Source organism: Streptococcus gingivalis (genome assembly GCF_035544715.1).
Classification (GTDB): Bacteria; Bacillota; Bacilli; order Lactobacillales; family Streptococcaceae; genus Streptococcus; species Streptococcus gingivalis.
The window spans coordinates 794,042-806,525 of record NZ_JAYKTO010000001.1 but is presented as its reverse complement, the minus strand read 5'-3'; the positions used below and the strand labels follow the sequence as shown (position 1 = coordinate 806,525).

Sequence of the window (12,484 nt, the reverse complement as noted above, 5' to 3'; positions counted from 1 at the left end):
CTTATAAAGGAGAAATGATGGGATTATTAAGTGGTTTGATGGGCAATGCCTCTCAAAAAAATGTCGATAAGGTAGAAAGAGATCTGGAAGATATCTTGGTGCCGGGAGAGCAAGTCACACTTGCTTTTAGCTTGATTCGTGATTTAATCGTCTTTACAGAGTTTCGTTTGATCTTGGTGGATAAGCAAGGAGTAACAGGGAAGAAAACGTCCTACAAATCCCTTCCTTATCGCTCTATCTCTCGATTTTCAGTAGAAACTTCTGGTCATTTTGATTTGGATGCCGAATTAAAAATCTGGGTCTCTTCTGCAGTCGAGCCTTCAGAAGTTTTACAATTCAAGAGTGACAGCAGCGTCATTGAAATCCAGCAAGCATTAGCCAGTGCAGTTTTTAAATAAAAATATCATTTTGATAGAGAACAGTTGAGAAAGGAGACGGAATGTTTATCGAAAAACAATTGGGTCAAGATCGGAAATGGATCAATATCGACTCGGATATGATTGCTGAAAACTCATATCTTTATAAAAAATACGAGATTGACAAAGAAACCATTGAGTACGCGATGGATAAGAACGAACGTGCCCATATGGATTATAATCGAGAAAACGGTACGATCACATTTATCTACAATGTATTGGATTTAGAAAAGGACAAGGAATACTACGAAACCATCCCTATGACCTTTATCGTTCAAGATACGCGACTCGTGACCATCAGTAACCAGGACAATGCCTATATCATTGAACAAATGGTTCGCTATTTGGAAAGCCATGGGGAGTTGTCGATCTATAAGTTGCTTTTTGCAGGTCTTGAAATGATCAGTAATGCTTATTATCCGATTATTGATCGCTTAGATAAGCACAAGGATGAACTCAATCGTTTGCTTCGAAAGACAACGACGACCAAGAATCTTTATGCCCTGTCTGACCTTGAGACCGGTATGGTGTATCTGGTCGCAGCAGCCAAGCAGAATCGGATGTTGCTAGAACATATTAAAGCGCATGCCATTTATCGCAGGATGAATGATGTTGAAAAAGAGCAGTTTGATGATGCCATGATCGAAGCGCGTCAGTTGGCTTCGATGACTGAGTTGATTTCCAATGTCTTGCAACAGTTGTCAGGATCTTACAACAATATCCTAAACAACAACTTGAATGACAACTTGACAACCCTAACCATCTTTGAAGCCTTGTTGGCGGTTTTAGCCGTTATCACCGGTTTCTTTGGAATGAATATCCCTCTTCCGATGACAAAGGATCCCAATGCTTGGATTTATGTATCCGTATGTAGCTTTATATTATGGCTCATTTTGGGAAAGGTTATGCGGTGGATTGTGAAACAAAGATAAAAAAGAGGCTTGGAGAAATCCGAGCCTCTTCGTATCTAGAATAATCTGAGAAATAGGAACCATCTAGACACCTGCCCTCCTCTCCAAAGAAGGGGCAGTGTGAATAGTTCATTGACTGTACAAAATCTTCTTGGAAATAGTAGGAGTAGATTTAATAGTACTGAGTGGTTCTAAATAAATCAGAACTTAGAATAAATCGTTGAATCAGATAAAATGATCCTATTTCTTTATACAGAAATATTTTAGATACTAACTGTATTATACATATTTATTTGTAAAAACGCAAGAACTACCAAAAAAAGTTTTTCCGAAGTTTTTATACTCCTATTTAAAGGGATTCTTGAACGGTGTCAGAAGAAAGTCAGCTAAATCTAGGGGAAACTGCCCTCTTGACTATTTTCAAGTTTTTAAAAATTTTTCCTAAAAAATAAAATTATTCTCCTTTGACTATCATTTGGTCGTCCATTGTGTTATACTAGATAAGTTGCAAACTTGTATGAGAGAAATGCTGGTGAGATGGAACAATTAGAAAAGGAATGTTGGTCAATCTCCCACAAGGAGGATCTTGGTGTCTTTTCGTTTGGAAAACGACTTTAATCAACCAAATCCGCTAGTGCGAAAACATTTTTCGCAGAAGGGAATTCCATAAAAAAACGATTGGGTTTTCCTTTAGATGAGTCTTGCGACAGGTAACCGGGAAGGAGACTTCCTATGCAATCAGTGCGTTTTCGCATTGAAAAGAAGTGTGATAAAGTGGCTTCGCACCACTTTTTAGAAAGAAGAAAGAATTGAAATTCAATGAATTTAACTTATCTGCTGAATTATTAGCAGAAATTGAAAAAGCTGGCTTTGTAGAAGCGAGCCCCATCCAGGAACAAACCATTCCTTTGGCCCTTGAAGGAAAAGATGTCATTGGTCAGGCACAAACAGGGACCGGTAAAACGGCTGCTTTTGGTCTTCCAACTTTGGAGAAGATTGATGTTGATAACACAGTAATCCAAGCCCTTGTTATTGCCCCGACACGTGAGTTGGCGGTTCAAAGTCAGGAAGAACTCTTCCGTTTTGGACGCAGCAAGGGTGTCAAAGTCCGCTCTGTCTATGGTGGATCAAGCATCGAAAAGCAAATCAAAGCCTTGAAGTCAGGTGCTCATATCGTTGTGGGAACCCCTGGACGCTTGCTAGATTTGATCAAGCGCAAGGCCTTGAAACTCGATCATATTGAAACCTTGATCTTGGATGAAGCAGATGAAATGCTCAATATGGGCTTTTTGGAAGATATCGAAGCTATCATTAGCCGTGTTCCAGAAACACGTCAAACTTTGCTCTTTTCAGCAACGATGCCAGAAGCCATCAAACGCATTGGTGTTCAGTTTATGAAAGAGCCAGAACACGTTAAGATCGCAGCCAAAGAATTGACAACTGACTTGGTCGATCAATACTATATTCGTGTCAAAGAAGGCGAAAAGTTTGATACCATGACTCGATTGATGGATGTCGAGCAACCGGAGCTTGCCATTGTCTTTGGTCGGACTAAACGCCGGGTCGATGAATTGACGCGTGGCTTGAAGATCCGTGGTTTCCGAGCAGAAGGGATTCACGGAGATTTGGATCAAAACAAACGTCTTCGTGTACTTCGTGACTTTAAAAATGGGAACTTGGACGTCTTGGTGGCAACGGACGTTGCGGCACGTGGTTTGGATATTTCAGGTGTGACTCATGTCTACAACTACGATATTCCACAAGATCCAGAAAGCTATGTTCACCGGATCGGACGGACAGGTCGTGCTGGGAAAACAGGGCAATCCATTACCTTTGTTTCGCCAAATGAAATGGGCTATTTGCAAATCATTGAGAACTTGACTAAAAAGCGGATGAAGGGAATGAAACCTGCAACAGCAGAAGAAGCCTTCCAAGCGAAAAAACAAGTAGCACTGAAGAAAATTGAGCGAGACTTTGAGGATGAAAAAATCCGAACGAACTTTGAGAAGTTTGGTAAGGATGCTCGCAAATTGGCTGCAGAATTCACTCCTGAAGAATTGGCTATGTATATCTTGAGCTTGACCGTTCAAGATCCAGATAGTCTTCCAGAAGTTGAGATTGCGCGTGAAAAACCATTGCCATTTAAACCATCCGGTGGTGGCGTTGGTGGAAAAGGCAAAGGTGGCCGTGGAAATGGCCGTCGTGGAGACCAACGCCGTGATCGAAATCGCAGAGATGACCGTGAAGGTGGACGACGTGATTTCAAACGCAAGTCCAATAAAAACAGCCGGGACTTTGAAGGCAAAGGCAACAAACGTCCTCATCGTACGTCAAGTGAAAAGAAAAATGGATTTGTCATCCGCAATAAAGGGGATAAATAAGTCCTAAGAACGGTCTAGCAATAGGCCGTCTTTTTAATGAAAATCAAAAATACAAGGGTTAACTAGCTGTTAACCCTTGTATATTTATAAGGAGACCTAAATGATAACTGACTCTTTTAGAAAAAATGTATCATGATAAGGAGCATCCTAAAAAAGTCAGAAAACAGAAAGAACGGATTCCTAAAACGGAATGTTTCTGTTAACATATTAAGTTTACAATTATTTCTAAGCTTTGTCAAGGTTTTTTTCTTATATTTTTAAAAATTTTTAACGAAAAAGATAAAAATTGACAATCTTAGCTAAAAGGTTATAATGAATATAATAACTATATTAATCATAAAGAGGTGGCGTCCATGGTGATTGCATTAAAAAACGATGATCTAGAAGTACAATGTAAGACATTTGGAGGGGAATTGAGCTCCATTCGTAATAAAGAAGGCTTAGAATATCTCTGGCAAGGGGATCCGGAGTATTGGTCGGGACAAGCGCCTGTTTTGTTTCCAATTTGCGGAAGCGTTCGTAATGGCCAAGTACAGTATCATCTAAAAGATGGAGTGAAGACAGGTCAGCTGCCAAGACACGGTCTCATTAGGAAGAGAGAGTTTGAACTTAAAGAACAAACAGACCATCGTCTTGTCTTTGAAATCACCTCTAACGAAGAGAGCCTGCAAAATTATCCCTACCATTTTCGAGTTGAAATCGTTTATGAACTACAAGGGAAAGAAATCACCATCACCTATCGTGTACAAAATCTAGAGTCTGATCAAGTCATGCCTTATTTCATTGGAGGGCATCCAGCTTTTCATTGTCCCCTTTTAGCAGATGAAGACTATGAAGACTACGAGTTGATTTTTGAAAAAGAAGAAACCTGCAGCGTCCCTCTCTTGTTCACAGAAACTGGATTGGTCGATCGCCTGCAGCGGACGCCATTTTTCGATCATAAGCGTAGCCTACCTTTGCGACATGAACTATTTGAAAAAGATGCCATTATTTTAGATCAGTTAACCTCTAAATCTGTGAAGCTTATCTCGAAAAAATCAGGTAAAGGTTTGGAATTTGATTTTGCAGATTTTGAAAATCTGGTCCTTTGGTCTACCAATAACAAGGGCCCCTTCATTGCCTTAGAGCCTTGGACAGGTATTTCCACATCTGCAGAAGAGGGCGATTTCTTCGAAGACAAAAAAGGTGTGATCCAGTTGGACCCTCAAGAGACACGGAGTCATCAGTACCGTATCACCATTTTGTAAATGAAAAACCGTTGGACTATGGAGTCCGACGGTTCTTTTTGATATAGTTTAGTTTTGCCTGGCGCGATTTCTTTTTAAAGAGAGCTTCGGCAGACATCGCAGAGGGTTTATCTGGATAGGATTCTTTGTAAAGAAGTTTAACGGGGAGGCGAGCCCGTGTGTATTTGGCCCCTTTTCCAGCATTGTGAGTCTTCAGGCGTTTTTCGACATCCGTGGTATAGCCAGTGTAGAGAGAGCCATCCGCACACTCTAAAACATACATGTAAGCCTTAGTTTCCATAGTAGATCTCATGAATCTCGTCTGTATAGCTGCCATCTTCATTGTGAATAAAGAGAGGAGGAAGAATTTTTAAACCATCCAGTGAGCCATCCTTGATCGCCTCAATCAATAACATATTCGCCTCTTTAGTCACTTTGGGGTAGACAAACTGGATCCGCTTAGGTGCAAGATTGTATCGTTTCATGGTTTCGATGATATCTAAAAAGCGATCTGGACGATGGACCATTGCTAAGCGACCATTTGATTTGAGAACCCGCTGGGCCACATGGCAAATCTCATCTAAGTTGGTGGTAATTTCATGTCGAGCTAAGAGGTAGTGTTCACTCTCATTGAGATTGGAATGCTCATCCACCTTGAAATAAGGAGGATTGCAGAGGATGATATCCACCTTACTCCCCTTGATATGTTGAGGCAAATGCTTGAGATCATCGGTGATCATGGACATTTGCTGGTTCAAGCCATTGAGAGCAATGGAGCGGGTTGCCATATCCGCTAGACGTTCCTGTATTTCGACACCAATGATCTGGGCCTCTGTACGAGTACTCGCAAAAAGTCCCACGGCCCCATTTCCAGCGCAGAGATCTACGATCAAGCCCCGCTTGGGCAATTTTGGAAAGCGCGAGAGGAGGACGCTATCCACGGAATAACTAAAGACTTCCCGATTTTGTATAATTTTCACATCACTTGAAAAAAGTTGATTGACGCGCTCGCCGTCTTTTAATTCGATATCTGTCATGGCTCTATTATAGCATGAAAAGAAGCTTGGGGAAAGATCGATAAAACATAAAAAGAGGCTGGGACAAAAGTCCTAGCCTCTCAATTATTTTTGGATTGTCGAGCAAGACGCAGTGGTTGAGTGGGCTCTACTACGCTGATTTCATCAGCTTTTACAGCCCTACTCAACTGTGCGGAGGTGGGACGACGAAATCGAATTCTAACGAATTACCGATTTCTGTCCCACTCTCTTTTTTCAATCAAATTCATATTTTTGGAGAATCGTAGTGAGGATAAAGACTCCTGTAAAGATAGCCATCAATGCCAGATAAACTGGGAAAGTAGTGGCTGTAAGGAGGGAAATCTCGATCAAGTTTTTTAACACGACCGCAGATGTGTAGAATCCTACTACAGAGAAGAGGATGAGGAGAGCCCGCCAGATATTTAGCGGCAGGCAAGCACGGATAACGGATAGGAAACCGATGGAGCCAAGTAAGTAGTAGGATACAGTAGACATATCGGCTGCAGACCAACCATGGCTTGCTCCCCAAAGGTGAATAAACAAGACACTAAAGACGACCATCAAGGCGCTTGGTAAGGCTAACAGAAGGGAACGTCTCAAGAAGTGTTTTTCAACCGGTTTGATATTGCGTTCAAAGGTCAACACAAATGGTGGGATTCCTTCGACGAATTGGTCGATCAGGGTGATTTGAATAGGAATGAAAGGGAAAATCAGCAAATAGTTGACGTTAAAGAAGAGAGCACTGGCAATACAGATGATAGCCAAGAGGAAGGAATAGATCGTTTTGATAAAGAAGATTGGAGCGATTCGTCCAATGTTATTGACCACACGACGGCCTTCAAAAAGAATTTCTGGAACGTCATTAAAGTCAGAGTTTAAAAGAACAATATTGGCAATTTGACGAGTTGCGGGATCTCCCTCAGCCATCACGATGGAGCAGTCTGCTTCGCGAAGAGCAAGGATATCATTGACCCCATCTCCTGTCATAGCAGTTATCCGACCAGCAGCTTTCAAGGTTTGGATAAGTAGTTTTTTCTGGTGAGGAGACACGCGCCCAAAGATAGCTGTTTCTTCTGCTTGATCCACTAATTGATCATCAGAAATTTTTGAACAATCGACGTAGTTCTCATAATTTTTGAAGCCAGCTTGTTGAGCGATATAAGAGACCGTCACAGGGTTGTCACCAGAGATGATTTTGAGATCCACTCCTTGAGAGCGCAAATACTCAAGAGTATCTGAAGCCCCTTCACGAATGGGGTCTGTAATCTCAATAACCGCAATCCCTTCAAGATTTTCAGGCAGTTTCAATTCCTGCATGCTGATCAGTTCTGAACTGTGAGCCAAGACGAGCACGCGCGATCCACGAGCTTGTGCTTCGACGACAGCAGCGGGATTTTCTTTAAGGAGCATTTCAGGAGCACCGAGAAAGACGGTGCCAAGATTGGAGAGGTGCATGGCTCCCCATTTCCGATCACTTGAGAAAGGAATAATGTTTTCCGCAGTATAAGCATGCTCCAACTCCCCATAAGCCTTGCGAATAGCTTGAGCAGTAGGATTGGTGTCCTCGCTATATTGCATGTAAGCTGAAAGGATAACTTTGATGGTTTCCTCAGAAAAATGATCCGATAAGCTATGGAGAGATTCGACTGTCATCTTCCCTTGAGTGATGGTACCGGTCTTATCTAGACACAAGGTATCCACACGTGCGAGAGTTTCCACGGAATACATTTCTTGAACAAGTACCTTGCGCATGCCGAGCTTAATGACAGCAGTCAAGAGAGACGTAACTGTCAGAAGGGCGATTCCTTTTGGCAACATTCCCAGGAGAGCTGTTGAAGAATTCACGACAGAATCCTTGATCGGCAGCATCTTGATCAACAATGCTTCAAAGAAGAGGGCAAGGCCAAATGGGATGATAATTTTACCAGTGAAGCTAGAAATTTTCGCTAAGTTATAAAGAATACGCGAATTGATAGGCTTCAGGGTTTTAGCTTCCATCATCAGTTTGTTGGCATAGTTGTTTGCTCCAACTCGCTTGACACGGGCATAGACTTGACCACTGGCAATATAACTACCAGAAAGCAGTTCATCGCCAACTTCTTTTAAGACCAGATCACTCTCACCAGTCAGCATAGCTTCATTGGCTTCAGCGATACCAGACATGACTTCGGCATCACTAGGGATCTGCTCACCCGAAGACAGAAGCATTAGATCACCTAGGACAAGCTTCTCTGGTGGAATCGCATCTTTTTCCCCGTCTCGAATGACAGTCACCAGCTCACGACTCATGAGATTGAGTTTATCAATCATCCGCTTGGCGCGCATCTCGGTCATGATTCCTGTAATGGCATTGAAGCAAATAACCGCGAAAAAGATCATATTGCTCCAGGCCTGTACAGCAGCCAAGGCTACGGCAATCACAAAGTTTAAGGTATTAAACAAGGTGAAGACGTTGCGCTTGATGATTTGCCAGGTACTGGTACTTGTATTCGTTGTAAAATCATTGGTTTGTCCGCGATCCATTTTCTTGCGGACTTCACTGAGGGATAACCCCTTTAATTCATTCGTTTCCATAGACAATATGATATCATTTTTTTGAGAAAAAGACTATCTAGAATCGGTCCGCTGAGACATTTTTTATCTAAAAAAGGTTTGCGGTCAAAATCAGGATACGGTATAATAAGAAAGACCCTTTTACAGGATGGAATATCTTGTAGAGAGACGAATGAAATGGATTTGAGGAACAACTATGTTTTATACCTATTTACGTGGCCTTGTTGCCTTTATTCTGTGGGTTTTAAATGGGAATGCCCATTACCATCATAAGGACAATATTCCAGATCGGGAAGAGAACTACATCCTGGTATCCCCTCACCGGACTTGGTGGGATCCGGTCTATATGGCCTTTGCAACCAAGCCAAAGCAATTTATCTTTATGGCGAAAAAAGAACTCTTCACCAATCGTATTTTTGGCTGGTGGATTCGCATGTGTGGGGCATTTCCGATCGACCGTGAAAATCCGGGAGCAGAAGCCATTAAGTATCCTGTCAATATGCTGAAAAAGAGCAACCGTTCCTTGATTATGTTTCCAAGTGGAAGCCGTCATTCTCAAGACGTAAAAGGCGGTGTTGCCATCATTGCCAAAATGGCGAAGGTCCGTATCATGCCAGTGACTTATACTGGTCCAAGAGACTTGAAAGGGTTGGCAACGGGTGAACGCATTGATATGAACTTTGGACATCCCATTGATATTTCGGATATTAAAAAGATGAATGACGAAGGAGTGGCAGAAGTTGCCCGCCGTATCCAAGAGGAGTTTGACCGTTTGGATGCGGAAGCGCAAGCGATCAACACCCCAACAAAACCGTTTATCTTGATTCGTTTGTTAAAAATCCTTTTGATTCCCCTTGTCTTAGTCGTTGGCATCTTGACCTTGCTCTTTAGTTACCTAGCAAGCTTTGTATGGGATCCAGACAAACATCGGAAAAACAAGTAAAAAAACTGAGAGTTTTTCTCAGTTTTTTTTATTTTTACGAATAATAAAAGTGAGAGGAGGTTTCTTATGGAGGATATCATCGAAAAAATCAAAGAATATAAGCTATTTTTAGCTCTTACTGCTATCGGACTCTTACTTGGAGGGTATTTTCTTTTTCATCGACCTCAGTCAAGTGCATCCACCATACCGGATCTTTATCAGGCTTCTAGTTCAACTTCGAGCAAAGAAAAGGTGCAGACCACTAGTTCCAAAGAAGAAAAGACGGCGACTTCTGTGTCTGATGCACCCGAGATCATTACGGTCGATGTCAAAGGAGCCGTCAAACAACCAGGTGTCTATGAGTTGCGCTCCAATAGCAGAGTCCACGATGCTATTTATAAGGCAGGCGGGATGACAGCAGATGCCAATAGTCAATCGGTCAACTTGGCGCAAAAACTCTCCGATGAAGCAGTGATCTATGTTGCTAAAGAAGGAGAGGATGTTCCAGCACTTGGAAGTTCAGAAAGTCCTGCAACTTCGTCAGCACCAGCAGAAAAAACAGGCAAGGTCCATTTAAATCGAGCAACCGAATCAGATCTCCAGACAGTATCAGGCATTGGCCAGAAACGTGCCCAGGACATTATCGCCTATCGCGAAGCAAATGGTCCTTTTCGATCAGTGGATGATCTGAAGAATGTTTCAGGAATCGGAGAGAAAACACTGGAGAAACTAAGAGATGCTTTCACGGTGGATTAAAGACCTTCCTTTTTCGCTTGTCCATCTTGCCTTTGTACTCCTATGGTTGTATTTTAGTGTCTATCAACCATCTTGGCTTTCGATCAGCGGTCTAGTAGTAGTGGGAGTTTTAGCGGTTTATCACTATAAAGGGGATCGCTTAAGTTTGCTAGATCTTGGTTTAGCAACCCTTTGTTTTGCGGCCTTCTTTGTTTTTCAGCGACTACAGGATCATCCAGTACAAGTGGAAAGTCAGCCCTCATCCCACTTACGACTGATTCCAGATACCATCAAGATCAATGGGGACGCCCTGTCTTTTCGTGCTAAAAATCAGGGAAGGACCTACCAAGTCTTCTACACTTTAAAATCAGAAAAAGAAAAACAGCAGTGGCAAAGTCAAACCCACTTGCTGGAGTTGACATATAAAGGTGTTATAGAAGAACCAGAAGGGCAGCGAAATTTTAGAGGATTTGACTACAGGTCTTATTTGCAAACACAGGGGATTCACTATCAAATAAAAATTGAAGCGATCCAATCCGCACTTCCTATACAGACTTGGAATGTTTTTGACTGGCTATCTCAATGGAGGCGCCAAGCCATTGTTTGGAGCAAGGAGCACTTTCCGCAACCAATGAACCAGTATATGACCGGCCTTCTTTTTGGCTATTTAGATACGGATTTTGAAGAGATGGACCAGCTTTACACGAGTTTAGGAATCATCCATTTATTCGCCTTATCTGGTATGCAGGTCGGTTTTTTCATCAATGGGATCCGGAAAGCTCTCTTACGTCTAGGAATCTTGCAAGAAACAGTCGATATTTTGATGGTTCCAATCTCTTTGGTCTATGCTGGCTTGACAGGTTTTTCTGTTTCAGTGGTTCGTAGTCTCTTGCAGAAGATCCTCTCTCAAAAGGGCATCCGAGGGATGGAGAATACGGCGATGACCTTGATGCTCTTAATGTTTCTCATGCCCAAGTTTCTCCTGACAGCTGGAGGGGTTTTGAGTTGTGCCTACGCCTTTATTTTGACCTTGGTAGATACCAGTTCTTATTCCGGACTGAAAAAGCTACTAGTGGAAAGTTTATGGATTAGCCTGGGGATTTTGCCCCTTTTGACCTATTACTTTAGCGTCTTTCAACCCTGGTCACTCCCTTTAACCTTCCTCTTTTCTTTCTTATTTGACCTTGTCCTTCTTCCAGGTTTAACGGTGCTATTTATCTTATCGATTCTAAAGCCCCTTACAATTTTTAACAGTTTCTTTCTTCTCATAGAGGAGTGTATTCGTTGGATTTCAAAGCTCACGTCGCTACCTTTGGTATTTGGTCAGCCGACGGGACCAGCTCTGATCGCTCTCTTCCTTCTTTTAGGAATCTTGTATGATCTTCGAAAGCAAAAAAAAAGTCGTTTCCTGTTAATCGGTATGATTCTACTCATCTTTTGTTGGACCAAGCATCCTTTAGAAAATGAGATTACCATGGTGGATATCGGTCAAGGAGATAGTATCTTTTTACGCGATTGGAAAGGAAGAACCATATTGATTGATGTCGGAGGACGTGTCACTTTTAAAAGTGGAGAAAAGTGGCAAGAGCGCAGTCAATCTGCCAATGCGGATCAAACCTTGATTCCCTATCTCAAGAGTCGAGGTGTTGGAAAACTCGATGCTTTGGTCTTGACTCATACAGACCAGGACCATATGGGCGATATGGTGGAGGTTGCCAAACAAATCCCAGTTAAAAAAGTGTATGTCAGTCCAGGTAGTCTAACTAATTCTCAATTTCGAGAGAAATTGAAACAGCTTCATAGTCCGATTAAAGTAGTCCAGAGAGGAGATCAACTACCTATTTTTGATCATCATCTAGAAGTCTTATCCCCTGATGAAGTGGGGGATGGTAAAAATGATGATTCGATTGTCCTCTATGGGCAGTTCTATCAGAAACGATTTTTGTTCACGGGTGATTTGGAAGAAGCTGGAGAGAAAAAACTATTGAAAAACGATCCACAATTACAAGTAGATGTCTTGAAAGTAGGCCACCACGGTTCTAAAGGTTCCTCTAGTGATGTGTTTTTAGATCAGTTACATCCTCAGTTGGCCTTGATCTCTGTTGGAAAGAAAAATCGCTACCAACATCCCCATAAAGAATTGCTCGATCGTCTAGAGGAACGCTCTATTTCTTATCTTCGTACCGATGAAAGGGGAGCAATTCGCTTGATTGGGTGGGACCATTGGAGGGTAGAAACGGTCCGCTAGAGACGAGGAGAGGTTTGCTTTCTATGCTGAAAATTGCTATTATAGAAAGTGAAAT

General features: G+C 42.1%; 10 protein-coding genes. 7 read left to right on the top strand and 3 right to left on the bottom strand.

All coding sequences use genetic code 11. The features are described 5' to 3' along the window. The first annotated feature begins 17 nt into the window (after nucleotides 1-17). The 4 genes from SM122_RS03930 (at nucleotide 18) to SM122_RS03915 (ending at nucleotide 4,955) form a co-directional block, all read left to right on the top strand. On the top strand, nucleotides 18-398 hold the full coding sequence (locus SM122_RS03930) for a PH domain-containing protein (protein ID WP_004219989.1): 381 nt from the start codon (nucleotides 18-20) through the stop codon (nucleotides 396-398). Nucleotides 399-439: 41 nt separating this feature from the next. Next, a complete protein-coding gene (locus SM122_RS03925; RefSeq protein ID WP_003006305.1) occupies nucleotides 440-1,348 on the top strand; it encodes a magnesium transporter CorA family protein in 909 nt (302 codons plus the stop codon). Between the two features lie 788 nt (nucleotides 1,349-2,136). Continuing rightward, complete coding sequence (locus SM122_RS03920; protein WP_324737813.1) at nucleotides 2,137-3,708, top strand: DEAD/DEAH box helicase; 1,572 nt, start codon at nucleotides 2,137-2,139, stop codon at nucleotides 3,706-3,708. A 353-nt stretch (nucleotides 3,709-4,061) separates the two neighbouring features. Beyond that, complete coding sequence (locus SM122_RS03915; protein WP_070595120.1) at nucleotides 4,062-4,955, top strand: aldose 1-epimerase family protein; 894 nt, start codon at nucleotides 4,062-4,064, stop codon at nucleotides 4,953-4,955. 16 nt (nucleotides 4,956-4,971) lie between these two features. On the opposite strand, the gene SM122_RS03910 is transcribed toward SM122_RS03915, so the two are convergent. From SM122_RS03910 to SM122_RS03900, 3 genes are all read right to left on the bottom strand, one after another. Further along, the gene (locus tag SM122_RS03910) at nucleotides 4,972-5,235 is read right to left on the bottom strand and encodes a GIY-YIG nuclease family protein (RefSeq protein WP_049472126.1); all 264 of its coding nucleotides are present in this window, start codon (nucleotides 5,233-5,235) and stop codon (nucleotides 4,972-4,974) included. After that, nucleotides 5,225-5,971, bottom strand: a complete 747-nt coding sequence (locus SM122_RS03905) for a tRNA1(Val) (adenine(37)-N6)-methyltransferase (RefSeq protein ID WP_021152863.1) — start codon at nucleotides 5,969-5,971, stop codon at nucleotides 5,225-5,227. Before SM122_RS03905 ends, SM122_RS03910 begins: the two co-directional genes overlap by 11 nt. Before the next feature lie 234 nt (nucleotides 5,972-6,205). Beyond that, the gene (locus tag SM122_RS03900; RefSeq protein ID WP_155168913.1) at nucleotides 6,206-8,545 is read right to left on the bottom strand and encodes a cation-translocating P-type ATPase; all 2,340 of its coding nucleotides are present in this window, start codon (nucleotides 8,543-8,545) and stop codon (nucleotides 6,206-6,208) included. 175 nt (nucleotides 8,546-8,720) lie between these two features. Between SM122_RS03900 and SM122_RS03895 the strand changes: the two genes are divergently transcribed. The 3 genes from SM122_RS03895 (at nucleotide 8,721) to SM122_RS03885 (ending at nucleotide 12,429) form a co-directional block, all read left to right on the top strand. Beyond that, entirely contained in the window at nucleotides 8,721-9,467 is a 747-nt protein-coding gene (locus SM122_RS03895) for a lysophospholipid acyltransferase family protein (protein WP_003006324.1), read from the top strand. Nucleotides 9,468-9,533: 66 nt separating this feature from the next. Next, a complete protein-coding gene (locus SM122_RS03890) occupies nucleotides 9,534-10,202 on the top strand; it encodes a helix-hairpin-helix domain-containing protein (RefSeq protein WP_031573507.1) in 669 nt (222 codons plus the stop codon). Further along, the gene (locus tag SM122_RS03885) at nucleotides 10,183-12,429 is read left to right on the top strand and encodes a DNA internalization-related competence protein ComEC/Rec2 (RefSeq protein WP_031573504.1); all 2,247 of its coding nucleotides are present in this window, start codon (nucleotides 10,183-10,185) and stop codon (nucleotides 12,427-12,429) included. Before SM122_RS03890 ends, SM122_RS03885 begins: the two co-directional genes overlap by 20 nt. The last annotated feature ends 55 nt before the right edge of the window (nucleotides 12,430-12,484 follow it).

What these genes read in the sequence shown, in the direction of transcription:
- SM122_RS03930 (WP_004219989.1), top strand. Translation starts at nt 18, where the DNA reads ATGGGATTATTAAGTGGTTTGATGGGCAATGCCTCTCAAAAAAATGTC.
- SM122_RS03925 (WP_003006305.1), top strand. Translation starts at nt 440, where the DNA reads ATGTTTATCGAAAAACAATTGGGTCAAGATCGGAAATGGATCAATATC.
- SM122_RS03915 (WP_070595120.1), top strand. Translation starts at nt 4,062, where the DNA reads ATGGTGATTGCATTAAAAAACGATGATCTAGAAGTACAATGTAAGACA.
- SM122_RS03910 (WP_049472126.1), bottom strand. Translation starts at nt 5,235, where the DNA reads ATGGAAACTAAGGCTTACATGTATGTTTTAGAGTGTGCGGATGGCTCT.
- SM122_RS03905 (WP_021152863.1), bottom strand. Translation starts at nt 5,971, where the DNA reads ATGACAGATATCGAATTAAAAGACGGCGAGCGCGTCAATCAACTTTTT.
- SM122_RS03900 (WP_155168913.1), bottom strand. Translation starts at nt 8,545, where the DNA reads ATGGAAACGAATGAATTAAAGGGGTTATCCCTCAGTGAAGTCCGCAAG.
- SM122_RS03895 (WP_003006324.1), top strand. Translation starts at nt 8,721, where the DNA reads ATGTTTTATACCTATTTACGTGGCCTTGTTGCCTTTATTCTGTGGGTT.
- SM122_RS03890 (WP_031573507.1), top strand. Translation starts at nt 9,534, where the DNA reads ATGGAGGATATCATCGAAAAAATCAAAGAATATAAGCTATTTTTAGCT.
- SM122_RS03885 (WP_031573504.1), top strand. Translation starts at nt 10,183, where the DNA reads ATGCTTTCACGGTGGATTAAAGACCTTCCTTTTTCGCTTGTCCATCTT.